Raw genomic sequence first — 23,168 nt, 5'->3', positions numbered from 1 at the left:
TTGTTATCCAGTGCAATACATAAAATCAAAGCCAATTTTGCGGTGGGATGTATGCTGTTTCCCACATACATTTGGTCCGTGTGCCTGTATGCGAGCACAATGTATGCTGTTTTTCGCATACATTTGGGCCATGCACCTGCGTGTGAGCACAATGTATGCTGTTTTTCGCATACATTTGGGCCATGCACCTGCGTGTGGGCAGAATGTATGCTGTTTTCCACATACATTTGGGCCATGCACCTGCGTGTGAGCACAATGTATGCTGTTTTCCACATACATTCAGCAACAAAGTCACTGTTTGAATTATTCAAAGAACTCTTATTCACAAATTTACATGCACTTGTCCACAGTAGGAGAAAACTAGAGTTTCCTATACAATATGAAAAGCAGGCCGCCTTCCCTATCACTCCCCCTCCCACTTCTTCGCCGCAGGCCGCTCATACACCACAGCATAACTCTCGCTGCCCAGCAGCAGCCGCTTGCCCTGGAACTCGTCATAGATGTTCACCCGTACCGTGGCACCGTTGAGAGTCTTGTATGCCCGGTTGTTCAGCGTAAAGGAGACAGTGTCCTGCAATCCTGCACTTGTCAGTTCCTCGCCCAGAGGCAGAACCTTCTCCGAAGGCTGGCCGAACGGATCGATCAGCTCGGCCACCAGCTTATGCTCATTCGTCCCGGCTACGTACAGCCCGCTGCGGGTTAACCGGTAGCTAAGCTTCGCCTCGATAGACTCGCGGTCCTCCGACAGGGTTGCGGTGGACTGGGTCACCGACATGACGAAGGGGAACAGCTCCAGCTTCTGAAGAGACGGCTGCGGTGCAGGATTCGTAGCGTTAAGAGCCAGACCTGCGGTATCAATATAAGCGGTCGGCACTGCCCCGGGTGCTGTCAGCTTGCCTGCGGCGATCCCTTCCCCGAGATAGAGGGTCAGCTCTGAAGCATTAATCTCCGGCGGAAGCTTACTCCAGACGGTGACGAGACTTTTCTCTAGAGGATTTAGGGCCGCCTCCGGCTGGCTGATTACCGCTTCGAAATACTGCTGATCCGCAGTTCTGTAATAACCCACCAGCTGTGACGGCTGGGTCTTGCGTAACTCCTCGTTGGTCAGTATCAGCTCTGTATAGATCAGCTTGGAATCTGTCCCCGGATAGATCCGGGTCTGTCTCTCCAGCACCTCTGCCTTCTTGCCGGTCAGTCCTATATGGAGAGGCTCACCGGCAGCAGCCGTTCTCAGGGTATTGTCCACTTGGCTGGTGAACAGGGTCAGGAAATTCGCTTTGGCCTCTCCCGAAGTATACTGAAGAATGATCTTCAGCTTCGTGAGATTATAGGAATAGGGAAGATTGCCTGCGATATACAATACGGCTGTCTCCCCGGGAACCAGATGAGTATCGGAGCCATTGATTACAAGCTGCGCGCTGCCGCTGATGTCCTTATCCCCCGCTTTCAGCAGCGCTGTAAGCGCCGGGAGCTGCACCGTGGACGCACCAGTATTGCGTAGGCTCACCTTAGTCACCACCTGATCCTGGTCCGACCACGGCAGACGTTCCACCGCTTCGAGCTTAACCACGAAGGTCCCCAGAGGGTTCTGCACAGGGTACTCTGTAGCCAGCAGATGATCCGGCTGCAAGGAATATGGAATCTGGAAAATCGCTGCCGGGAAGGCAATCCGGTCCGCTTCAGCCGGTTCAGTCATCTGCAGCCGGAGCACGCCCTGCTTGAGCTTCAGGGGCAGCTCGGCGCTGAGTTCTACGGTCTGCTCCTCCAGCGGCTTCAAGATAAGGCCCGCCAGGGCTGTATTGCTGACCGGGTAGCTGTACCCCTCGGCTGTGATGAGACTGAACGGGTACGCCGGCAGCGTCACTGCCTGATTGCCAGTGTTCCGTACACGGAATTTCAGGCTCCACTTCGCCAAATTGTCCTCCGAATACACCGCCGCACTGGCTAACTGGGTCTCAATCAGGCTGTTATTGACCTTGAGCCGTTTCATAGCGTTCACAGGTACATTAAAGTTAGGTGATTCCGCCGCAGGCAGCTTATATTCGGCAACCGGCAGCTTCATTTGCAGCGCATCGTCCTCCTGAACGAATTGCAGGGACATATTGTCCGGCTTCGTATAAGAAGGAAGGTCTGCCAGGTAATAGAGGATTCTTTTCTCCTTGGGCTGGATAGGGGTGTCAGCCTTGTCCGCCTTCAGCTCGAACATCGGGCCTCCCGGCGATACAAGGTATCCCTTCAGGCCCGTATCCTTAAGCACCTTGGCTCCCGAGTTGGTGAAGCTGACTCCAACCCTGGCATATACCTTGCCGTCCACCTTATAGATATGCATGCTTTCTGCCTTGCCGGTCACCGGCAGCCCTCCCAGAGTCAGCTTCTTGCTCTGGCCCTTGGGAGTCACTGTAGAGTAGGAGCCGGGAATCGTGAACATTCCCAGCTTCTTCTGGTAATTCGCCTGGCTGAAATCCCAGCCGAATAAGGCGATGCGGACTCCGTTAATTTTGGCAGCTTTTCCTGCATTGACGTAGTACGTCACCGGTTGACTGCTGTTAGCCGGAATAGACTTGACCGCAGCACTGCCTGTTACCGGCTTGCCTTGAATCACAGCACCGCTTGAAGTGGTGACCTTAGAGAAATAATCGATCAGGCTTACATTGCTGCCCGTTCCGTTGTAGTAATTCAAGGTGTACGTGAGTATATTCCCGCTCTCCTGAGGCTGAAGTGCTGCGTTCAGGAGCTTCACACTCACGCCGCTTTTCAAGGAGACCGCCCCCAGTTCCTCGAGAGTAGGTAAGGCGGTGGCCGCCGCTGTTCCCGCTGAAGATTTAGCGGCAGCCGTATAGGCTCCGAAGGCGATGGACTGGCTGAGAACCACCAGGCTTAGCATGGCAGCAGCATATTTTCGCTTGGAATGATACATGATTCTGATTCTCTCCTCCCTTAACTTCGCTTACGCTTGCGGCAGCCGCATCTCGAATCTTGTCCATATCTCGTTACTCTCCACAGACAGAGTTCCCTCATGCTGCTCTACGATGTTCCGCGCAATGAACAGACCCAGACCCGTGCCGCCATCCTGATGAGTCCGCGCCCGGTCCCCGGAATAATACATCTCGAAGATATGCGCCTGCTCCTCCGGCGGAATGGGATTCCCGTAATTGATCACCTCAACCGCTACTGCACCTGAATCAGGACGGCTGTTAATATCCACATATACGCCTTCCTGCCCATAGCGGGCGGCATTGGTCAGCAGGTTCCCTAAGACCCGTACCAGCAGATCCCCATCCCCATAGACGTTTAGGCCGGGGGTAATCTTCAGCCGGGAGGTCAGGCCATTCCGCTCAAATACCGGATATAGCTCCTCGTTCAATTGCCGGAGCAGCTCGCCGATATCCAGGTGCGTCTTCACCATAGGCAGCGTGCCATAGTTCATCTTGGTGATTTCGAACAGTCCGTCAATCAGCTTCTCCAGCCGCTGGGACTTGGTGAAGGCAATGGTGGCGTAGTGTCTGATCGTCTCCATCGGCAGCTTCTCCTCCTTAAGGATCAGATCCAGATAGCCAAGCACAGAGGTGAGCGGCGTACGCAGATCATGGGCCAGATTGACAACCAGCTGGTCCTTGCTGCTCTCAGCGAAATCCCCCCGTTGCACCGCTGCCAGCAGCTTAGCCCCTGCCGCATTCAGATCCTCTGCAATCGCGCTGAACTCATCCCTTGAGGCAATCTTCACCTGATTCTGAAACTCCCCGTTAGCCAGATGGTGAATTCCGCTAGAGATCTCATTAAGATAACGGATATAGGGCTTGGTGAACTTGAAAAAGAAGATCAGCATCAGCGGAATGAACAGCATCAGCGATACGTTGAAGTCCCCGAGCTTGTAGATGAACCGGCGCACTTCCGCCTCCGGGTCCTCCCACTTCACCCCGGAATAGTAGAGCTGAAGCAGCTTATGATCCCATAGGTCAGACCGGCTGAGAGCAGCATGCTTACCCCCAGGAACTGGACTAATCTGGCCCGGAAGCCCCGGGTCCGCTTAGTCATTGAACGTGTACCCGACGCCCCAAATGGTCCGGATGAAGCGGTCCTTATTCTGATCCTCGCCCAGCTTCCTGCGCAGCGTACGGATATGCACCATCACGGTATTGCCGGATTCGTAGTACGCTTCGCCCCATACCTGCTGAAAAATATTCTCCGCACTAAACACCTGCTTGGAGTGGCTGGCCAGCAGATAGAGGATATCGAATTCCTTGGGCGTGAGGTCAATGGCCTTCCCGTATAGCGTAACTGTATGCCGGTCAGGGGATATAACAAGCCCGCCCGACTCCAGCACCGGGGCCTGCTGGGCAGCCGGAGGCTGGCTGAACTGCCGGGAACGCCGCAGCTGGGAATTGACACGGGCCAGCAGCTCCATAGGGTTGAAGGGCTTAATCATATAATCATCCGCTCCCATCACAAGGCCGGTAATCTTATCGAAGTCTGAGGTCTTGGCGCTTAAAAAGATAATCGGCAGGTTATGCTTCGCCCGGACCTGGCGGGTAACCTCGTACCCGTCCAGCTCCGGCATCATAATATCCAGGATCGCCAGATCAATGGACTGTGACTGAATGGCCTGCACCGCGGCCCGGCCGTCAGGCACCTGGATACAGTGATACCCTTCCTTCTGAAGGTGCAGGGCAATCAGGTCGGCAATCTCCATTTCGTCCTCTGCGATTAGAATCGTGGTTCGCTTCATACCGGGACCTCCCAGGCCTTGATCTATTCGTTAAGGTACGTAGTCGCCTTGTTCTGAATCAGCTTGGCCACATCCTCAGCCGTCTTCTGTCCGCTGAAGAACGCGTTTGCTTCCTCGCCGATGATGCTCAGAATCTTCACATCCATCATGGCGAAGTTATCCGCTGTATCCATCATGTCTTGGAACACCTTGAATTGTCCCTCTGGAACACTGGCAAGCTTGCCGTCCGGGAGCTTATACGTTCCGCTCTTCACCTGCTGCTGAAGCTCACTGAACTGCTTGTCATTAAGCGATCTGAGCAGGGAAAAGCCTTCTCTGCTCTGCAGAGACTGAACTTCATCAGAGAGCAGGAATTCCATGAACGTCCAGGCTTGTTCGGCAACCGGCGATTTGGCCTGTATCGCAAACGTATAGTTCGGAATAATTCTCATGGCACCGGAGTTTCCGCTATGCGGCTTATACAGCAGCTTCGGATTGGCGAAATTGGTATACGGAACGTTGATGAAATCCGCCGGGTTCTGTATAACGGCAGAATAGAACAATTGATTCTCGGCTTCGACCGGCTCGGTGGTCATCAATTTCTCCTGATACATCTCGTTAATCTCCCGCATCATAAATATGAAGGCAGGGGAATTGAACTTGGCCTTGCGCGCAGCTACGTCTACGAACTGGTTATAGCCGTCGACCACCATCTCCTGAAGTAGCATATCCGGCGGATTATTCGGAAGCGCATAGCGGTGTGCGGACCCCTCCTGCTGCTCCGATGCAATCAGCGATTTGGAGATTTTCTTCCAATCCTGCCAGGTCCAGCTCTTATCGTTGATCTCCGCTTGCTTAAGTACATCCCCGTCTCCAAGGAATGCTCTCAGGCTGAACCCGGACGGAATGATATAGGTGCCCCCGTTCACCTTCAGCGCATTCAGCACATTCATTTGCAGGTCCTCCTTCTTCAGCGTCTTCGACTGCTTGAGGTAATCATCCATATCAAGGAATAGCTTCTTGCTCACGTAATCACTGGCGGGCAGGCTGCCCGTTTCATAAATATCGGCTCCTTTGCCTGAGAGCAGTGCCGTACCGGCGGTTTTCTGATACTTCTCATAATCCGGACCCTCCATCTTCTCGCTGATCCCCTTATACGCCTGAATCTGCAAGTCTATATCCGGATAAGCCTGTTCAAACTTCTGCTCTACCGCACGGTAGAACTCACTATCCTGCTGAACCGATAACGTAAGAACCGTCTTTCCTCCTGCGTTTGGAGCTTCTGCACTGTTCCCTGAACTACATGCTGACATCATCGTTGTAAAAGCAAGGCTCATCCCCAGCCAGCCCATTTTGTTAATCCTCTTCATCTTTCACTACCTCCAATAATTGTTCGTATAGTAGACCGTACTCCTACGGCTATTGCAGACGTACGCGGTTCCCGTCCTGCAAGGGCTCACTGCTCTCCAGAATAATCTTCTCATCCCCATACAGGTTATCCGCCATAATCATGCTGTCCGGGCCGTTCGTGATACTGGAGCGGATCTGAACCTCACGGGCGACAAACGTATTGCCTAGTGCCCCCCGCTGCTCCTCGATGGTATAAACGAAACTGCGCCCGCCCGTCTGATGGATGGCCTTAGTCGGTACCACCACTCCCTCCTGAAGGGACGGCTTCTTCATCTGGAACTGAACCTGCTCTCCCCCCTGAAGCGAACCGTCATTCATTACAATGAAGACCGTCTTCTGTGCGATGTCCTCCGCCCTGCTGGTATCCTCACTGGCCGGACTTCCGGCACGCGCCTCAGCGCTCTTGATCTCTGCAATCTGTCCCGGCAATATCCGGGCCGATGGCCCCTCAGCAGAATGAACCTCTACTTCAAGCTTCTCCCCCAAGGTAATTCCCAGGCTGGATAATAGCCCCGCGTCCGCTGTGAAATCGAATTGGAATCCCTCACGGCTGCTCGACAGCACCAGATCCGGCTCGCCTGATGACATTATCCCCGGGAGGGCATTCAACCGGGTTACAATCCCGTCGAAGGGTGCCTTAAGCTGCTGCTCCGCAGTTAACCGGTCTCTCATCCCGGCAATTTTACGCGCCTGCCTGGCCTGGTCCTGCTTGCCTGCTTCAATCTCGCGCCGGGCCTTGCGAATCTGGAGCTCATCCCCTTCCGCATACGTCTGAATGAATTGATCCTGCAGGGTCTGCTGCCCGAGCTTTTGCTGATCCAGCAGCGCGATTTCATCCTGCAGCCCGGCTTCGGCAGACTGGCTGTCATAGAGAATCAGCCTCTGTCCCTTCTTCACCCGCTCCCCCTCCTGCACAAGCACCTCCCGGGGCTTCCAGCCGCTGCCATTCTGGAGCTTCACTTCATTTACGGGCCGCAGTATTCCGCTGCCCTCCAGTGTGAATTCAAGGCTCTTGCTCTGCGGCGTGACCGTCGTCACCTTAGGCAAGGTCAACGACTGCAGCGTATTGCTGAAGAAGGTGAAGAAGAGTAACACGCCCAGCAGCAGCAGGAAAGCTATTTTAATGTTTTTTTTGCGCCTGCGGTCTGCGGGCACTCCTGTAATCTCCATTTCCCCGTTCTCCTCCTATTTCTCATAAGTCCCTCATATGCAAGCCCTAGCCCTTGATCCCGGATAACTGAATGCCCTCAATGAAATACGTCTCCGCATACAGGAAGAGCAGCACCATCGGAGCCATGTAGATGACGGAAGCAGCAAACGCAAGCCCCTTCTCACTGCTGACATTCGATAAGTAGACGGACAAGGGCTGACGCAGCGGATCATCCAGGAAAATCAGCGGCTGCTCCACCATATTCCAGTAATCGACGAATAAGAGAATCGTAAGCGCGGCCAGACCCGGCTGAACCATGGGAACAATAAGGGTAGCAAAAATCCGTAAATGTCCGGCTCCATCCATCTTGGCCGCTTCGATATAGGCATACGGAATATCCAGCATGAACTGCCTGAGCATGAACACACCGAAGGCCGCAAAAATACCAGGCAGGATAATGGCCCCCGGGCTATTCAGCAGTCCCAGCCGCTCGGCCATGATATAATTAGGCACCAGGGTTACCTGAAAGGGCATAAGCATCGTCAGGACATAGACCAGAAACAGGAGCTCCCGGCCCCGGAATCTCAGCTTGGAGAATGCGTAAGCAGCCAGTGCAGCTATAAGCGTCTGTCCGGCAATGATAGGCACCACCAGGAACACCGAATTCCAGAACATCGACAGGTACACCGGGCTCTCCAGCAGCACCTTGCCGTACTGCTCCAGGGAGACCTGATCGGGCAGCCATTTCAGATTGGCGAATGGATCGCTCCTGCCCTCTATGACCGTGTTCATTTGTCCGACGGGACTGTAATTGATCTCAATCTCACGGCTGCTCATGAACGAATTGATGAGTGTGACCCCAATCGGGAACAGCATCAGCAGGGCAATGACTCCCATAATGACGGTTAATATTAGCTTGGGTAAGACTTTATCCACTGGCATAATCTCTCCACCTCTATTCCATATTTCGACGGTACCGGCGCTCCATGGCGAACAGCCCGAGAACAAGGATAAGAATGCCGCCGACCATCAGGGCAGATGCCGCTGTCATCTTCGGGAGGTCCAGGGACAGGAACATATTGTTCATAAAATGCTGCAGCATATAGATGCTGTCATGCGGATACGGTCCGGCCAGCAGATACGTCTCCCGGAATACCTTGAAGGAGTTAATGACCGACATCATGACGACAAAAAACATCGTAGAGGTTAAGTAGACCAGCGTAATGCTCCGGAACTGCCTGAGACGGCCGGCCCCTTCAATCTGGGCGGTTTCATAGTAATCCTTCGGGATCTGCTGCAGTCCGGCCAGGAACAGGATCACGTTGTACCCGATGTTTTTCCACACATACATCATCATAATGACATTCCACGCGGCCTCCGTCTTCATCCAGTCCACCCGGGCCAGACCGAAGCTGCCCAGCCACGCATTCAGCGCCCCGTTCCAGTCGAACAGGATCTGCCAGACCAGGATGATGGACGCGACAGGCACGACCAGCGGGAGAACATAAGCAGTTCTTAGCCATTTCTGAAAATACAGCTTCTTATGGAGCAGCAGCGCGAGTCCCAGCGACAGCACGATCAGCAGCGGAACACTTACCAGGCTGAAGTAGAAGGTATTGAAAGCCGCCTTGCGGAAGGAGTCTCCCGCGATCAGCTCCCGGTACTGCTGCAGGCCCACATACTGCCCGTCCACCGCACGGTCCATGAAGGAATAGAACACGCCCATGCCAAACGGAATCAGATAAAACAAGGCAAACCCGATGAGACTGGGTGCCAGAAATAACCAAGCCGCTGATGAATCCTTACGGGCCCAATTCTTCAAGTCGCTCCCTCCTTGTATTCAAGAATAGGCCCAACTATTTAAGAACAAGTCGGGTAAAGATTAAAACTTTCTTAAATTCATCACATCACAAAAAAGCCGCGGACGGATGTCTTATCCATTCGCAGCTATATTCGTGTAGCGAAAACTCACTACTTCACTGGCTGTATCTCCATGATCTTATCCCTGAACCGGTACGTCACACTAATATTCTCAATAATGGCTGTATCGTCGTAGGCCAGGGAGCCCTCGAACGCTAATGTATCGCTATTGCTCCACACCAGATGGTCCGCATAGCTGTAATTCTCATGATCACTGCGCGTCCAAGTATCCCGCTTACGCTGCGCGCCATGTCTGATTCTCGCCGACTCTACCAGCTCCGGGCTGATCGTCCCCTTCTCCACATTCAGAATTTGCACGAATTCGCTTTTATTGGAGCTCGTAACCACCGCAAGGAGCTTCCGGTCCGGGGACGGGAGGATTTCCTTAATGTACATGGAAGGGGCCGCGAAGCTGAAATACGGTTCCAGCACATCATCTTGTATACGCCAGAGTACATTCTGGGTACCGTAATCCGAATAATTGTTGAATAAGGCAAATACGATGCTCCCGTCAGCCATTTTGTGGAGATACGGACTCTGGTAGCTTTTCGACAGGATATCTGTGGCAAAAGCAGCCGACTCCGCGATCTTCGCGGAATCACTGGTCAAGAAGGGCCGTAGCTTCTGCAGCGCCAGCTCCCGCGCCTTGGGATCGTTGAAGCTCTCCACCAGCCGGTTCACCGCAATATATATCTTACCATCGTTGCCGCTGGCTAACGCCTTCAGGAATTTGTCCGCCTCATACTGCGCACGGGGGGCCAGCTCCATATCCTCCGCTGTCAGATAACGGATATAAGGCTCCTCCGTTTTATTTCTGGTGTATTCTGTGGCAAGCAGTACGGTAGAAGTCGAGCTGTATACGACTAGACAGGCGACTACGGCGATCCATCTTTTGGAGAACCTGTGGCTCCTGCTCCTGCCTCTTACTCCGCTGTGTTCAGCTGCTGCAATCAGCTCCTCGTCAATCAGTCCAATCTCCTTATACAAGTCCTCCCGCTTCATAGGTGAACACCCCCCTGGTCTAAATGAACTCTAAGCTTGTTCCGGGTCCTGAATAGGCTCGACTTCACCTTACTGCTGCTCATACCGAACCTGCCGGCGAGGGATTCTATCGAATCCGCATACCAATACCGCCTGATGAATAAATTTCGCGCTCCCTCCTCCAGCCCGTACAGGAATTCATTGATCAACTGGGCCGTTTCGCCTGCGGCATGCTCCGTTTCTACCGTCTCCGCCGCAGGCAGGCAGTCCTCCAGCTCCTCCAGAATCACCTCGAACTGGCGGCTCCGCTTCTTGGCTGTGTTATACCCATGCTTGTCGAGCGCAATATTGCGGGTGATTCGCCCCAAGAATACCAGTAGCCTCCTGGGCAGGTGAGGCGGAATAGCGTTCCACGCAGCCAGGTATGTATCGTTCTCGCACTCTTCGGTATCGGGATGGTTCGCGACAATGTTCCTGGCGATCGCCCGGCAGTAAGCACCGTATTTGTTCCGGGTCTCCGTGATGGCCTGCTGCGAGCGCTGTAAGTATAGCTGGACTATCCCCTCATCTTCCATCTGCTGTCCTCCTATACGTCCTCTTATGTATATAGTAGAGAATGCTTAGCATCCGTTGCATCCCTCTCACCAAAAATGCGATTAGCCCCCGGTTCATCACCGTTACGCTAATCGCATCCTGATTCCAACCTTAGATTAAAGCGTCGAAATGGCCCTCCGCATCCACCGTCGCCGTCCGGGGATCGGTCTGGCCGATACCCTTCAGACCGCCCTTCCACTCCATCCGCCAGGGCGGAGCCTGAACATTCTGGGCGGCAGCGCTCACATCCGTAACCGCGCTGCTTCCGGCTTTGTGCGCGAGCTGAACCTCAAGGAGACGGATCTGCCGCTGGAGCTGCTCCCGGCGGTAGGACGTCGCCTGCCCGCCCTGCGCCGCATTCACCCGGTCCAGCTCCATCATCAGCCGGTTCCGCTGCTTCTCCAGAGAACTGACATCGCTCTGTGTGCCGCCGTAGGCCATGATGACCTGTACCGGACTGACTCCTGATACACTCTGTCCTAGCATGATCCATCCCTCCAGTCCCCGGCTCCCGCCTCAAATCCAGATATCCAGATATTTGGAAGCTTCTATTCCTATCTATTAGCCTGCTGATCCCGGTATGACAACATTAAGATGCACTGCCGGCCCCCCTGATTCTGAGAATCCCCGAAAACAATTTACATAATACCCCATTTATGGTATCCTCAATGTGGATGCTATTACATAATATGTCAGGAAAGGAGGAGGCGGCTCCGTTTCTGTAGAGGGAAGGCAACTCAGCTTTACCAATCGAATCAAGGAGGAGATATGAAATGAAGAAAATAATGACCCGAATTGCAAGTCTCGCTCTCGCGACAGCCCTGCTGTTGCCTGCAATGTCGTATGCATCACCTGTGACAGAGGAGCAGAATCTGAGTCTCTCTGCGGATGCCGCTGCGGCTGTAACCAGCACCATCACTCCCGCTCCTCAAGGCTATGCATCATACCGCAATAATATTCCGCACGGCAACGTACAGCAGATTTCTTATTATTCGACTACCGTAGGCAAGTCAAGAAACGCGATGGTATACACCCCTCCGGGCTATACCCCTTCCAAGACCTACAATGTTCTCTACCTGCTGCACGGCATCGGCGGGGATCAGAATGAATGGCTGAACGGGATGAATCCGCGTAATATCCTGGACAACCTGTACTCTGAGAACAAGCTTGAACCGATGATCGTGGTGTTCCCGAACGGCCGCGCGATGGCGGATGACCGCCCGATCGGCGATATTTATGCACCGGATAAGGTAGCCGCCTTCGAGCGGTTTGAATTCGATTTGATCAATGACCTCATTCCTTACGTTGACTCTCACTTCCCTGTATACAAAAACAAGCAAAACCGTGCCCTTGCCGGTTTATCCATGGGCGGCGGACAGACGCTGAACTTCGGCCTGAAGCATCTGGACAAGTTCTCCTGGATCGGCGCATTCTCCTCTGCTCCGAATACGAAGTCAGCCTCACAGCTGATTACTAATCCGGCGCAGACGGCCAGCCAGCTGAAGCTGCTCTGGATCTCCTGCGGCGCTTCGGACGGCCTGCTCTATGTCAGCCAGAATTTCCATAACAGCCTGACCAGCATGAACGTTCCGCATCTGTGGTATCTGGATGTAGGCGGACATGAAGGCAAGGTCTGGAGCAGCGGACTGTATCAGTTCTCGCAGCGGATCTTCAAGTAATCCTGATCATAGCCTGCCCTCCCCTGATCCGCTAAGGTAGGGGGAGGGCAGCATTTCAAGATGAGCCCGGCCATACTACAAGGAGGGCAATACGATGGATGCGATAATCGATTATTATGATTCCTATGATGAGGAGGGAAGGCTGTTCAGGGATAACGGGCATCAGATCGAATGGATCACAACGATGTCTTACTTCAAAAAGCTGTTTAAGCCGGATGCCTACATTCTCGACGGCTGTGCAGGAACGGGGAATTACTCCTTTCAGCTTGCAGAATTGGGGCATAAGGTAGTTGCCGGAGATATTGTTCCTCATAATGTAGATGTCATCAGAGAGAAGCAGCGGATACGCCCGGTATTGGCTGACATGTATACAGGAAGCATCACGGATTTATCACGTTTTGACAGCGGAGTTTTTGATGTTGTTTTGAACATGGGAGCCTTTTATCATATCGGCAATGAAGACCGGCAGCTTGCCATGACCGAATGCCTGCGCGTACTGAAGCCGGGCGGATTACTCGCGGTCTCCTATATTAACAATGCCGCCGTTTCGGTATTGAGCATAAGTGATGGACTCAGGAACATGGAAGATGTACTTACCTGGCATACCAGCCAGACGAAGGATGGTCTATTCCTACATATGTCACCTCAGGAAATGGAACACATGGCGTCAGCCTATCATACAGAGATCGTTGCCCATCTTGGAACAGACGGGATCGGCTATCTTCTAGCTAATCATATCAATGGGGCGCGGCCAGAAGATTTCGAACACTGGCTTCAGTTTCATCTGCGGACCTGTGAGGATAAGAGTCTGCTCGGGTATAGTTTGCACGCACTGGTGATTATGCGAAAAGTGTAAACACAGACTCCCCTAACGGATGAATTACGTTCTGCTACGCAACCACACATTTATACATCCGGCCCACTTGCCCACGCAACGCCGAATGTGATCGGTTTTTCGATTACATTCGGCAGACGCACTCCCCATAACATAAAACAAAGCTGCACGCTCATCGCATGCAGCCCTCTCCAAGCCTCTTACAGCGCATCGACACGTAACACCTCTCTGCCGGAATCTTCTTGATGAAATGCCCGATACTCTCCTATTTCGGTTTCTACTCTACCCAAGCTCCGTATAAATCTGGAACGTCACTCCGAACTTGTCCGTCAGATCGCCGAAGCCGGGGCTGAACGGCTCCTCCCGAAACGGCATATTGACTTTACCGCCCTCCTGAAGTGCATCAAAAATTCTCCGCGACTCCTCCACACTATCCGTAGTCACGCAGATGGTTACCCGCTTCCCGCTCTCAACCGGCATACCGCCGGGAGTATCCGAGAACATCAGCTCCGTGCCGCCCACCTGTACCTTGGCATGGGCCACCAGGCTCCGTACCTCATCCGGGAACGTGTCCGGGAGGTCCGGCATATCACCATACGTCAGGATGGAGAGAACTTCAGCACCCATAGTCTGTGCATAGAACTGAATAGCCTCCTGCGTGCGTCCCTCCAGGGTGATGTAGGGAGTAAGTTTGACTGTCATTGATTGTTCCTCCTTAAATTCGGAATGGTGTCGCTTATGCGATTCATTAGTATAGACGTTCCGGCCGCGGCAGAATCATCGGTGCTCCGGCAATCCGAAGCGAATAAATAATTCAGCATCTATAAAATGATGAACATGCGCGATCTTCCCCCCGCTCAGCTCAAGCACATGAATCGCCCACGGGACCAGCAATCCGTCTTCTCCTGAGGGAACATACTGGGCAACGGCAGGCCGGTTCCCGTTCACCCGGACCGGTATCAACCGCGAGCCCACACAGTGACTGCGTGTGATCTGGTAGAAGGCCGCGAGATCCGCGCCGCCTTGCACCCACATCGTAAATGGCGGCATCGACAGGCTGCCGTTCTCCTGGAATAAGGCGAGTAGCGCCGCAATATTGTATTGTTCAAAAGCCTCCACGTACCGGGTAATCAGTCCTTCGTCCACTTCATCATCGTCAGCCTGCAAGGCCTCGGACCGGAGCTGTGCCTTCGCCATGGTTGCCCGTGCCCGCTGCATTGCGCTGTTCACTGCAGCCACGGTCATCTCCAGTGCCCCGGCGGTCTCGGCTGCCGACCACCGGAAGACCTCCTGCAGAATCAACACGGCACGCTGGCGGGGCGGCAGCAGCTGAAGCAGTGCAATGAAGGACAGCCGGAGGGTCTCTCTGCTGACCAGGATATTTCCCGGGTCATCCACATAGCCCGGAGCGGGCCAGATCCAGGAATGCTGAGGCAGGCTCTCCCGAGGCTCCGTAATGGCAGCGGCCGGTTCCGAGAGATCCATCGGCAGCGCCCTTCGCTTGGCGCTTCTCAGCCGGTCCAGACAGACATTGGTGGCAATCCGGTACATCCAGGCCCTGCGTGAGGCCTGCTGCCTCATCTGCTCCTGGTGCTTCCAGGCCCGGATCATAGTATCCTGGACGGCATCCTCCGCCTCGAAGATAGAACCCATCATCCGGTAACAATACCCGGTTAGCTCGGAGCGCATATCCTCCAGCCCGTTCAGAGTCTCGGGGGTCGCAGGGGTCTCATAGTTATGATTCATTTCAGACAGCCTCTCCTTCATGATCCGTCCAGCTCTCCCTCCATGAACTGTATGAGGTAATGTTCAGGCTGCTCAAGGAATTCCGGGAAGCTGCACAGATCTGCATACGTCTGATGCTCCACATCATAACAGCCGAGCTGCCCCTTCTTCTGCGGATTCCAGACCAGCACCAGACCGGAATAATTGTCGATATCGGCAGACAGGCGCAGCAGCTTGCGCCGGCCAGCCTTCATCTCTATCGTGTCAGTGAAGCTGAAGAAGTCAATGTACCCAATCTCATACTCATTGGGGACCAGCGTCAGGCGCAGCTCGTCCCCGGTAAGGAATTGGACCAGTTCATCCGGCAGTTTATATTTGGCCAGCTCCGCTTTCTTGTTCGCTGCATTATGGACATCCGGCGGTTCCAGCGATTTCAGGTATTCCGCCATGGCGGTATGCTTGCTGCTGACCGCAATCGTATACGGCCGCTCACCGTCCTTCTCCGTAATCAATATGTCCGCACCGCGCTCAACCAGGAAGCGGACCATGTTCATATTCCCCATCCGGGCAGCCACCGTCAGCGGTGTCGCCCCGTAAGGATAGACCATATCCGGCTTGTTATAGTTAATATCTACTCCTTGTTCCAGCAGATAGGTAAGCGTCTTCAGATCATGGTCCGAGACGGCTTGCCGCAGCACGGCACCAGCATGTTGCCGGATGTCCAGACCCAGCTCATGGATCAGCGGGATATTCTTCTTGTTGCCGTAGTACGCCTGTGAATAGGCACCTGATCCTGTCCGGCTGAGCAGGTCCAGCTTCGCGCCCTGTGCAGCAAGGTAGCGGACGATATCCTCCTTGCCATAACGAATCGCCCGCAGGAAGGCCGGATTCTGGCGGACATTCAGCTTCGCGCCATGCTCCACCAGTAGCTTCACCACCCCGGTCTGCTGCGTAATAATCGCCAGGTCTAGCGGACTGATCGTGGTACGCTTGCTAAGCTCCAGCTCCGCTTCGATATCCCAGCCCGCAGCAATCGCGGCCTGCAAGGCCGAAACATCCCCCTGATAGATCTGCAGCGCCCGCTCCGGCAGTACCTCGAATTTCCCTATGTCCTTCAGGACAATCATCCGCACTCCTCCTTATTCTTCACTCCTATGAATACAATTCGCATCCCTTCGACAGAAGCCACGCTTTCGTCTTGGCGAATACCTGCCCGGCTGTCTGTTCATAGAAAATGGCTACCTCCTGCCCACCCGCCAGATTCAAGCGGATATAGCCCCCCAGCTCCCGATAGAACAGGTAGCAGACGTAAGGATTCACAATGAAGAGATCCGGCGGATGGTCCGCCCGGTACAGGTCCGCCAGCTCTGTAAGCGTCAGCTGGCCCGCTCCCGGCGGCATCCGCAGGAAGATATGCTCGCGGGTTCCCGTCCAAGGCTCATAATAGACACTCTCCTCCTGGCTACGCCCATACATCCGGCGGTAGATGCCGTCCAGAATCAGGGCATAGCCAACGGCCTCTTCCTCTTCCCCGGCCGGCAGCGGAATCGCTTGAATCTGCTCCGCATGACGTGGCAGCCACAGCAGCCCGTTCACCCCCGGATGGACTGCCAGGAAATCACCGTCCACGGTGGTCCCGATAGCTGTACACTCCCCGATCTGCTGTTCCGTTATAGGACTGTCTTGATCATGCTCCCATAACCCGTATCCGGCAAAAGGCCGCAGCACCTCCGGGTCAGGAGCCTGCACATTCATCCAGCCCCGATACGTCCCTTCGCCGTACTGCTGCAAGAACTGGAGGTACGCTGGCGGATACAGAACGGTGTTCTCTGCTTCGAGCTGCTGCCTGTGATGCTCTGACAACCTCTTGGGCTCAGATACAATATACATTCGTCATTCCCCCGGCTTCCTGCGTGAGTTATTCATCAATAATCTTATTCTGCTGCTTCCGCCAGCCAGGCCTGCATCGCCGGAAATTCTGCCCGGTTCAGCCGCAGGGCAATGTCCGTATTCCCCTCATCCGGCGGCATCACTTCGGCAAGCACGCATACGTCCTCACGCGGCTGATTGAGTGCGAACAGCCCCTCAGCATCCAGTAGCCGCATCGCCAGCTCCATGGCCTCCAGCCGCAGCCCGAACTCATGATTCCCTGCGTCAGCCTCCAACACTGCAATGGACGGACGCGCCTGGAAGGACTGCTTGACCTCATCGAAATGCTCATCCCCGAAGCAGCAATAAGGCGAATCGGCATAAGACCATTTGATTAGCCCGGCGATTTCTGCTGCTGGTATGCTGCTGCCTTCTGCCTGTCTGGCCGCCTCCTGCTCCAGGGCTTCCCGCGACCAGGCGGAGAGGCTTGGCGCGTGTCCCTCGCCCGTTGTATATAACGTACAGTAATAGTAACGCTCCCCATTCGCAAAAAGCTCGCGGAACGCCCTCCGGGCCGCCTCCGCAATCTCCGCCGCCAACCGTTCTATTTCCTGCGCTGTATTCATGGCTGTCCTCCCTCTAACTGGCTGCTCCACTAAGGAATTCTAGGAGAACGCTCATCAATCAGCTGCTCCAGGAATCCGGCGAATGTCGGGGCGTATTCCTCGATCAGATCATTCATCAGGTCATAACGCATGACCGGAAATTCTCCCTGTTCATCGGGGGAAGAGGTGTCGAAGTAATACAGCTCATCGCTATCCGGCACGAACAGATCCATGCGATGCGGAAACCGGGCTACCCACCAATCCTCCGCCAGGTTCAGCCTGTGGATATACAGCAGATCCCAGTCGGTATACTCCCTATCCTCAGGAGCAACCAGCGTCAGAATTTGCCCGTCCCCCAGGCTCCCACCCCCATAACGGGTCAGCCACCAGCGGTAAGACGGCGGCAGCTTGAAGCCTAATTCCTCCTCAGCTTCGGCAATCCAGCTCTCCTCGGCCTCATGACCCGGAAACCACCGGATCGGGGAAGGCTTGCTTAATAACTCGGTCAGACGCTCATACATACGTTGTCTCCTCTCTTCCTGATAAGGGATGATTATAGGTTGTCAGGATGAACAGCAGCTGGCGCATCGTCATTCATGCGCAGCAGGATATACTCAATCTCCTCCAGCGGCAGCTTCAAGGTCCGGCTAACCTCATGGAGTCCCATCTCGCGGGAGAGGAGGAGGCGTGCCTGGTGGATTTTCCCTTCCAGCCAGTTATTGGCCAGCATCCAGCATTTCACCCGTTCCAGCAGCTCAGCTTGGGCAGTCTTACCGGCATGCTTGGTATACTTGGCAAGGGATTCTGCCAGATAGCTGTACAGGTGAATGCCCAAGGCCTCGCGCTGCTCATTCTTGGACATGCGCTGGTACAACTCGTAGCTTAGGCTGAGATCCAGATAGAGGGTATGATCCCCGCTGTCAAAACGTCTGAACGTTCTCCGCCCATAGCTATCAGGCAATACCCGGAACACCACAAAGATAGCATAGGGAAACTCGCATGTATTTGCCAGTTCCTCTAACGGCATCAATTCATCTCTAAGTACACCCACACAGGTTCCATGGGTATCCAGCGTAAAACCCAGTTGCATATTAGCACCCCTCCCCCCGCGCTTAAGACATGCTTGAATTATTTCCCCCTTCTATAGGCGTCTGCCAGTTGGACCAGATACCAGACGGCCGCACCGGTCAGGGCCGCGAACAGCAGATTAATACAGCCGAATACAAGAAATAACTTGGCTTTGCCCGGCCCGATCCGCACAGCAGCAATAAGCTGGAGAATCGCAGGGAGCAGGAACATCAGCCAGGAGACGGTGATCAGCTTTTCGGTCTTGAAGCTCCACCATACCGCACTGCATGATAGAGCCAGCACGCCCCAGGTACACGCCAACTTCAGCGCCATCTGTTCCCCTCCCTTTCATGGATAATCCAATAGATCAGCTAGGCCCTGGCTGCCTATGGATCACGAGTCCGTATTGTCTGACCATCCAGGAGTTGCTTAAATCTTCAGCCGCCGCATGGCTTATGCGTGCAGAGGGCTTCTGTTCCTCCATCGCCTCCGGGTCTTGCGCGGAGAAGCGGAGAGGCTTGGTCATTTTTTGAATAGAGCCGGTAATTAGAAATCCCCTCATTTCTCGCAAAAAAACCAAAGCTCTCCGTATCCGGCAGAACCGGCATCGAATAGATGAAGAAGGGGCGCACCCCGCTCTCTTTTCCCGCAGCTGTATAATATTGATAGAAGGCGCGATACGACTCCACCACCTGATTCTGATCATGCTCTGTATGGGTATAATTGGTTAAATAATACCGCATCTGCGTGGGCTCCAGAAGCTCTACAACTCTCTTAAGCTCCCCGGGTGTGATGAAGAAGCGCAGCTTGTAGAATCCGCTGTTTTTTAGCATCTTCTTCTACCATTCATACGTAACAAAGCGCGCTCTGAGCGTCTCTTCATACGGTAACCATTCCGCATCGCACCATAGAGACATTCCAGTAATTTCAGACAGGCGCTCCACCGCTTGCTCCGGGCCCGTAAGGCTGATGAATGCGCCGAAGCTCTCATCTTCAGTCTGCATCCCGAGCACCCGCTGGATATATTCGTCTGCTATACGCTCTTCCCGCAGCTGTTCAATTTCCTCCCGGGTCCACGGCTCACAGAAGATTCGTTCGGCCTGGATCTCCCCCTGCTCAAAGAACGACAGCTCGAAGATCTCCTCATTCATATATGCCACCGTCATCACCGGCTCCTGTAGCAGCCCGGACAACGTTCTGCCTGCCTTTTTCACCGTACCCCATACGAAATAATCGTGAAGCACGCTGATCCAGCCCTCATTACTTTGGCTTACATAGATAACGGCCTTACGCTCCGGTGTGTCAGGATAACCCAGTACTTTGCCATGCTTCCCGGTCAGCTCCTGTAAGGCTTGAAGCGTCTTCTCCAGGTCACCTGACTTGATATGCAGATTTGCAAACGATCTTCCCACGGATGGATGGCCTCCTTTAATGGCTTGTCTATAGTGACTTGACATACTAACATATAAACTAGATTTCATTTATTTTACCAAATTAATGCAAGGAGGAGCTACCTTGAACAAGAAATTCCTCTTGGCCAGATGGCAGGACGACCAGCTCTCTGAAGTGAACCGCTGTCTAGCTGCGATTTCAGGTAAACATAATCTCCATCAAAAGGACCGTTCCTTTCCCATCTCCCCTTATGGACAGACGCAAACAGGACTCAAGGATTACCGGGGAGTTACTCTGACCGAGAGCATACAGTACCTCACTCTACAGGATATTGATTTCTCTTACTCACGTTTCGAGGATGCGGCAACCTTGAACACCTCAACGCTCACCCGTTGTTGGCTGGATGGTGTAAGACTGGACAACAGATTCGTGACCCATACCTTCAATCACTGTTCCTTCCGGGGAGCGAAGCTGAATGGTGCCAGAATGAGCAAGACGTTCCAGGATTGTGATTTCACAGACTGCAACTTAAGCAAAGTGATCGCAAATGATGTGTCCTTCACCCGCTGCCGCTTTGATGGCGCTAACTTCCGCAGTGCCTTATTGTTGTATTGCCGGTTCGAGGAATGCAGCTTTGAGGGGGCGCTGTTTCAAAACGGGTCGGTCGCCGGAAGCCGCTTTGCGGGAGACGCCCGCTTACTCCCTGAGTGGGGAAATACGATACTGGATCATGTTAAATTTGAGGATTGACCACCCCGTCTCCTTTTCTATCATTGGAATGGTCACTTTTGTCATTTTATCTTCTCTTTAATAATGTCTATCATACTTCTCCCAGTAGCTATAATAGCCTCCTCTGCCGGGCGCGGGTTCCATCCCAGAAGACGTTTGGCCTTCTGATTACTCGTTGACATATCCTGGCCCAGAAGAGTAGCTATCATTCTTAGCTTGGGATTGAACAGCGCCGCGGCGCGGACAAGCAGATTGGGCATTTCCCTCGTAGGCACTTGTTCTGCGTCCTGCCCCAGGTGCTTCCGCAGAATCCGGGCTACCTCCAGCGTAGAGAGATTCTCGGCGCTGGAAGCGATGAACCGTTCCCCGCTGGCTTCGGGACGCACCATAGCCAGAATATGCAGTGCGGCTACGTCCCGGACATCCACATAATCGGAATAGATCTTGGGGACCGACTTCAGCTTGCCCTCCAGCATGTTGCGGACAATCTCATTAGAGTGAGAGTAATCCTTGCCCAGAATGGGTCCCATCACACCGACGGGATTGACTGCAGACAGCTCCAGCCCTCTGCCTTCATGGCGGATGAACTCCCAGGCTGCCTGTTCAGCGAGGGTCTTGGATTTTTGATAGGGATGGATGTTCGCGTCTGTATTGGACCAGTCCTCTTCAGTATAAGAGCCTGCATGCTGCTTATGTCCCACTCCAATGGCTCCGAAGGCAGAGGTTAGGACCACACGTTTGACCCCGGCCTCGCGCGCTGCTCTTAGCACCCGCAGAACCCCCTCACGCGCCGGCTGAATCATTTCATTCTCGTCTTTATATATCCGATTAGGCGTTGGAGAAGCTACATGAATCACATAATCCGCCTCCTTCACCGCCTGATTCCAGTTCTTATCCGAAGTCAGATCAGCCTCTATAAACGACAAGTCCTCTATATTAGCCCCGCCGCCCGCCAACACCATGGCCTTCACTTCATCCTGTCTGCCCATAGACCGCAGAGTAGCCCGAACACGATAATCCTTCTCCAGTAATTGCACAATAATATGCACAGCGATGAATCCTGAGCCTCCGGTCACCAGCACTACAGGCTTGTTATGCTCTCCCATAATCAATATCTCCTCCGGTAGACGTTACACTTGTAACGTGTTTTACCCTATAATAAGGCTGGACCTTATCGCTATCAAGCCGTTAACAGGCATGTGTGACAGAATGGAGGAACTGTAATGGCAGCCACCGATCATGCACAATTGATCAAAAAAGACACCCGGGAATGGATCACGATTGCCCTGCTGGAGCTGCTGCGGACGAAAAAAATGTCAGAGGTGACCATCTCGGAGCTTGTCAAAAAAGCCGGGGTCAGCCGGATGGCCTTCTACCGGAATTATGACAGCCTTGAGCAGGTCGTGACCGGATACTATGAGCCTAAGTTTGCCGATATCTTCTATAAAATCGCCCACAAACCGAATCACGAGCAAAAGATAACGGATCTGACCCGCTTTTTCCAAACCTTCTCCGCTGATTTCCGCCTGGCGATTGAAGGCAATTTCACAGGGCTGCTGTATCAGATCTTCAAGCACCATATTGCACAGTTCTACGATGAGCTGATTCCGTTTCCAGACTGGAACGGGGCAAGGCGAGAGTATTGGATTCATTTCATGAGCGCCGGCGTATTTGAGATCTGGATCATGTGGATCAGGAATGGCCAGCAAGAGACCCTGGAGGAGATATCCGCGCTTATCCGGCTTTTTCACAAATAATTATCATCCATTCTAGCCATAATAATGCAGATTCGCGCATCCCATACAAAGGAGCAGTTGATTGTGAAAAAGCTATGGTTAACGGTGTTTACTCTTGGGCTCGTCTTCAGTCTGGCCCAAGCTGCGGTTCCGGTACAGGCGCTCGCGGCCGCAAAGAAGGAAGCTGCCTGCATAAGCCCGCAAGTGGTGCAGCTGAGAAGCGAGATGCAGCAGGTGTGGATTGACCACACCATTTGGACGCACAACTATATTGTCAGCGCCCTCTACAATAACCCGGACCAGAAGGATGTCCTGGAGCGGCTGCTCAGGAATCAGGAGGACATCGGCAATGTCTTGGGGCGTTATTACGGGGAAGCGAACGGCAGCAAGCTGGCCGGACTGCTGAAGGAGCATATTCAGATCGCCGGACAGATTGTCGCGGCCGCCCAGAAGGGCAATGCGGGAGAGGTACAGAAGCTCCAGGCCGACTGGCACCGGAACGCCGATAAGATTGCCCGCTTCCTGAGCGGATTGAACCCGAACTGGCCCGTGAAACAGGTGCAGGATATGCTGTACGAGCATCTTCAGCTTGTCACGGACATCGTGCTTGATATCCTCAAGGCAGACTATCCCGCTTCCATTGCTGCAACCGACAAGAATGAGGTCCATATGATACATTTTGCCGACCTGTTGACTGAGGGGATTGTGAAACAGTTCCCGGAGAAATTTTAGGGAAGCAAATAGGCTTTTCACCATCTCGCAAAGGAGGG

General features: G+C 53.7%; 25 protein-coding genes and 1 pseudogene. 5 read left to right on the top strand and 21 right to left on the bottom strand.

The window, feature by feature from the left end; genetic code table 11:
• Positions 1-403: 403 nt before the first annotated feature.
• The 10 genes and pseudogenes from MKX63_RS05425 to MKX63_RS05380 all read right to left on the bottom strand — a co-directional run bounded on the left by MKX63_RS05425 (position 404) and on the right by MKX63_RS05380 (position 11,246).
• A complete protein-coding gene (locus tag MKX63_RS05425; RefSeq protein ID WP_341015783.1) occupies positions 404-2,917 on the bottom strand; it encodes a hypothetical protein in 2,514 nt (837 codons plus the stop codon).
• 30 nt (positions 2,918-2,947) lie between these two features.
• Positions 2,948-4,035, bottom strand: a pseudogene (locus tag MKX63_RS05420) (ATP-binding protein).
• Positions 4,028-4,726 carry a response regulator transcription factor gene (locus tag MKX63_RS05415; protein ID WP_341015780.1) on the bottom strand — a complete coding sequence of 233 codons (699 nt, stop codon included), beginning with the start codon at positions 4,724-4,726 and terminating at the stop codon, positions 4,028-4,030. Before MKX63_RS05415 ends, MKX63_RS05420 begins: the two are co-directional and overlap by 8 nt.
• Positions 4,727-4,749: 23 nt before the next feature.
• Positions 4,750-6,075: an ABC transporter substrate-binding protein gene (locus tag MKX63_RS05410; protein WP_341015777.1), complete on the bottom strand. Its 1,326-nt coding sequence runs from the start codon at positions 6,073-6,075 to the stop codon at positions 4,750-4,752.
• 49 nt (positions 6,076-6,124) lie between these two features.
• Complete coding sequence (locus tag MKX63_RS05405; protein WP_341015774.1) at positions 6,125-7,285, bottom strand: efflux RND transporter periplasmic adaptor subunit; 1,161 nt, start codon at positions 7,283-7,285, stop codon at positions 6,125-6,127.
• Between the two features lie 46 nt (positions 7,286-7,331).
• Positions 7,332-8,207 (bottom strand): carbohydrate ABC transporter permease, encoded by an 876-nt coding sequence (locus tag MKX63_RS05400; protein ID WP_341015771.1) that lies wholly within the window; start codon positions 8,205-8,207, stop codon positions 7,332-7,334.
• A gap of 13 nt (positions 8,208-8,220) precedes the next feature.
• Complete coding sequence (locus MKX63_RS05395; protein ID WP_341015768.1) at positions 8,221-9,087, bottom strand: carbohydrate ABC transporter permease; 867 nt, start codon at positions 9,085-9,087, stop codon at positions 8,221-8,223.
• Positions 9,088-9,236: 149 nt separating this feature from the next.
• Entirely contained in the window at positions 9,237-10,187 is a 951-nt protein-coding gene (locus MKX63_RS05390) for a hypothetical protein (protein ID WP_341015767.1), read from the bottom strand.
• Complete coding sequence (locus MKX63_RS05385) at positions 10,184-10,741, bottom strand: RNA polymerase sigma factor (RefSeq protein ID WP_341015766.1); 558 nt, start codon at positions 10,739-10,741, stop codon at positions 10,184-10,186. Before MKX63_RS05385 ends, MKX63_RS05390 begins: the two co-directional genes overlap by 4 nt.
• A 130-nt stretch (positions 10,742-10,871) precedes the next feature.
• Positions 10,872-11,246 (bottom strand): hypothetical protein, encoded by a 375-nt coding sequence (locus MKX63_RS05380; RefSeq protein ID WP_341015764.1) that lies wholly within the window; start codon positions 11,244-11,246, stop codon positions 10,872-10,874.
• 287 nt (positions 11,247-11,533) lie between these two features.
• On the opposite strand from MKX63_RS05380, the gene MKX63_RS05375 reads away from it, so the two are divergent.
• Together MKX63_RS05375 and MKX63_RS05370 are read left to right on the top strand one after the other, a co-directional pair.
• Positions 11,534-12,439, top strand: coding sequence for an alpha/beta hydrolase (locus MKX63_RS05375; protein ID WP_341015763.1), 906 nt, complete (start codon positions 11,534-11,536; stop codon positions 12,437-12,439).
• A gap of 94 nt (positions 12,440-12,533) precedes the next feature.
• Entirely contained in the window at positions 12,534-13,295 is a 762-nt protein-coding gene (locus MKX63_RS05370) for a class I SAM-dependent methyltransferase (protein WP_341015762.1), read from the top strand.
• Between the two features lie 261 nt (positions 13,296-13,556).
• Here MKX63_RS05370 and MKX63_RS05365 read toward each other — a convergent pair whose 3' ends face one another.
• The 10 genes from MKX63_RS05365 to MKX63_RS05320 form a co-directional block, all read right to left on the bottom strand.
• The gene (locus MKX63_RS05365; RefSeq protein WP_341015761.1) at positions 13,557-13,976 is read right to left on the bottom strand and encodes a VOC family protein; all 420 of its coding nucleotides are present in this window, start codon (positions 13,974-13,976) and stop codon (positions 13,557-13,559) included.
• A gap of 75 nt (positions 13,977-14,051) precedes the next feature.
• A complete protein-coding gene (locus MKX63_RS05360) occupies positions 14,052-15,020 on the bottom strand; it encodes a sigma-70 family RNA polymerase sigma factor (protein WP_341015760.1) in 969 nt (322 codons plus the stop codon).
• 17 nt (positions 15,021-15,037) lie between these two features.
• Positions 15,038-16,126 (bottom strand): ankyrin repeat domain-containing protein, encoded by a 1,089-nt coding sequence (locus MKX63_RS05355; protein WP_341015759.1) that lies wholly within the window; start codon positions 16,124-16,126, stop codon positions 15,038-15,040.
• Positions 16,127-16,151: 25 nt separating this feature from the next.
• The gene (locus tag MKX63_RS05350; protein WP_341015758.1) at positions 16,152-16,889 is read right to left on the bottom strand and encodes a hypothetical protein; all 738 of its coding nucleotides are present in this window, start codon (positions 16,887-16,889) and stop codon (positions 16,152-16,154) included.
• A 44-nt stretch (positions 16,890-16,933) separates the two neighbouring features.
• Positions 16,934-17,494, bottom strand: a complete 561-nt coding sequence (locus MKX63_RS05345) for a DUF4303 domain-containing protein (protein ID WP_341015757.1) — start codon at positions 17,492-17,494, stop codon at positions 16,934-16,936.
• Positions 17,495-17,523: 29 nt separating this feature from the next.
• A complete protein-coding gene (locus MKX63_RS05340; protein ID WP_341015756.1) occupies positions 17,524-17,994 on the bottom strand; it encodes an SMI1/KNR4 family protein in 471 nt (156 codons plus the stop codon).
• A gap of 32 nt (positions 17,995-18,026) precedes the next feature.
• Complete coding sequence (locus tag MKX63_RS05335; RefSeq protein WP_341015755.1) at positions 18,027-18,563, bottom strand: hypothetical protein; 537 nt, start codon at positions 18,561-18,563, stop codon at positions 18,027-18,029.
• Between the two features lie 38 nt (positions 18,564-18,601).
• Positions 18,602-18,874 (bottom strand): hypothetical protein, encoded by a 273-nt coding sequence (locus MKX63_RS05330; protein ID WP_341015752.1) that lies wholly within the window; start codon positions 18,872-18,874, stop codon positions 18,602-18,604.
• A 104-nt stretch (positions 18,875-18,978) separates the two neighbouring features.
• The gene (locus tag MKX63_RS05325) at positions 18,979-19,374 is read right to left on the bottom strand and encodes a hypothetical protein (RefSeq protein ID WP_341015749.1); all 396 of its coding nucleotides are present in this window, start codon (positions 19,372-19,374) and stop codon (positions 18,979-18,981) included.
• A 6-nt stretch (positions 19,375-19,380) separates the two neighbouring features.
• Positions 19,381-19,953 (bottom strand): hypothetical protein, encoded by a 573-nt coding sequence (locus MKX63_RS05320; protein WP_341015747.1) that lies wholly within the window; start codon positions 19,951-19,953, stop codon positions 19,381-19,383.
• 103 nt (positions 19,954-20,056) lie between these two features.
• Between MKX63_RS05320 and MKX63_RS05315 the strand changes: the two genes are divergently transcribed.
• The gene (locus MKX63_RS05315; protein ID WP_341015745.1) at positions 20,057-20,683 is read left to right on the top strand and encodes a pentapeptide repeat-containing protein; all 627 of its coding nucleotides are present in this window, start codon (positions 20,057-20,059) and stop codon (positions 20,681-20,683) included.
• Positions 20,684-20,724: 41 nt separating this feature from the next.
• Here MKX63_RS05315 and MKX63_RS05310 read toward each other — a convergent pair whose 3' ends face one another.
• The gene (locus MKX63_RS05310) at positions 20,725-21,768 is read right to left on the bottom strand and encodes an SDR family oxidoreductase (protein WP_341015744.1); all 1,044 of its coding nucleotides are present in this window, start codon (positions 21,766-21,768) and stop codon (positions 20,725-20,727) included.
• A gap of 117 nt (positions 21,769-21,885) precedes the next feature.
• Here MKX63_RS05310 and MKX63_RS05305 point away from each other — a divergent pair, with 117 nt between their 5' ends.
• Together MKX63_RS05305 and MKX63_RS05300 are read left to right on the top strand one after the other, a co-directional pair.
• Entirely contained in the window at positions 21,886-22,419 is a 534-nt protein-coding gene (locus tag MKX63_RS05305) for a TetR/AcrR family transcriptional regulator (protein ID WP_341015742.1), read from the top strand.
• 63 nt (positions 22,420-22,482) lie between these two features.
• Positions 22,483-23,130, top strand: coding sequence for a glycosyltransferase (locus tag MKX63_RS05300; RefSeq protein ID WP_341015741.1), 648 nt, complete (start codon positions 22,483-22,485; stop codon positions 23,128-23,130).
• Positions 23,131-23,168 lie beyond the last annotated feature (38 nt).

The sequence above is a fragment of the Paenibacillus sp. FSL R7-0179 genome (assembly GCF_038002265.1).
Lineage (GTDB): Bacteria > Bacillota > Bacilli > Paenibacillales > Paenibacillaceae > Paenibacillus_AQ.
This window is presented reverse-complemented; position numbering and strand designations above follow the sequence as displayed.

Coding starts and splice junctions, on each gene's coding strand:
- MKX63_RS05330 (WP_341015752.1), bottom strand. CDS start 18,874: ATGGCGCTGAAGTTGGCGTGTACCTGGGGCGTGCTGGCTCTATCATGC.
- MKX63_RS05380 (WP_341015764.1), bottom strand. CDS start 11,246: ATGCTAGGACAGAGTGTATCAGGAGTCAGTCCGGTACAGGTCATCATG.
- MKX63_RS05405 (WP_341015774.1), bottom strand. CDS start 7,285: ATGGAGATTACAGGAGTGCCCGCAGACCGCAGGCGCAAAAAAAACATT.
- MKX63_RS05385 (WP_341015766.1), bottom strand. CDS start 10,741: ATGGAAGATGAGGGGATAGTCCAGCTATACTTACAGCGCTCGCAGCAG.
- MKX63_RS05350 (WP_341015758.1), bottom strand. CDS start 16,889: ATGTATATTGTATCTGAGCCCAAGAGGTTGTCAGAGCATCACAGGCAG.
- MKX63_RS05375 (WP_341015763.1), top strand. CDS start 11,534: ATGAAGAAAATAATGACCCGAATTGCAAGTCTCGCTCTCGCGACAGCC.
- MKX63_RS05340 (WP_341015756.1), bottom strand. CDS start 17,994: ATGTATGAGCGTCTGACCGAGTTATTAAGCAAGCCTTCCCCGATCCGG.
- MKX63_RS05325 (WP_341015749.1), bottom strand. CDS start 19,374: ATGCTAAAAAACAGCGGATTCTACAAGCTGCGCTTCTTCATCACACCC.
- MKX63_RS05390 (WP_341015767.1), bottom strand. CDS start 10,187: ATGAAGCGGGAGGACTTGTATAAGGAGATTGGACTGATTGACGAGGAG.
- MKX63_RS05360 (WP_341015760.1), bottom strand. CDS start 15,020: ATGAATCATAACTATGAGACCCCTGCGACCCCCGAGACTCTGAACGGG.
- MKX63_RS05335 (WP_341015755.1), bottom strand. CDS start 18,563: ATGCAACTGGGTTTTACGCTGGATACCCATGGAACCTGTGTGGGTGTA.
- MKX63_RS05345 (WP_341015757.1), bottom strand. CDS start 17,494: ATGAATACAGCGCAGGAAATAGAACGGTTGGCGGCGGAGATTGCGGAG.
- MKX63_RS05305 (WP_341015742.1), top strand. CDS start 21,886: ATGGCAGCCACCGATCATGCACAATTGATCAAAAAAGACACCCGGGAA.
- MKX63_RS05355 (WP_341015759.1), bottom strand. CDS start 16,126: ATGATTGTCCTGAAGGACATAGGGAAATTCGAGGTACTGCCGGAGCGG.
- MKX63_RS05370 (WP_341015762.1), top strand. CDS start 12,534: ATGGATGCGATAATCGATTATTATGATTCCTATGATGAGGAGGGAAGG.
- MKX63_RS05310 (WP_341015744.1), bottom strand. CDS start 21,768: ATGGGAGAGCATAACAAGCCTGTAGTGCTGGTGACCGGAGGCTCAGGA.
- MKX63_RS05425 (WP_341015783.1), bottom strand. CDS start 2,917: ATGTATCATTCCAAGCGAAAATATGCTGCTGCCATGCTAAGCCTGGTG.
- MKX63_RS05400 (WP_341015771.1), bottom strand. CDS start 8,207: ATGCCAGTGGATAAAGTCTTACCCAAGCTAATATTAACCGTCATTATG.
- MKX63_RS05415 (WP_341015780.1), bottom strand. CDS start 4,726: ATGAAGCGAACCACGATTCTAATCGCAGAGGACGAAATGGAGATTGCC.
- MKX63_RS05410 (WP_341015777.1), bottom strand. CDS start 6,075: ATGAAGAGGATTAACAAAATGGGCTGGCTGGGGATGAGCCTTGCTTTT.
- MKX63_RS05365 (WP_341015761.1), bottom strand. CDS start 13,976: ATGACAGTCAAACTTACTCCCTACATCACCCTGGAGGGACGCACGCAG.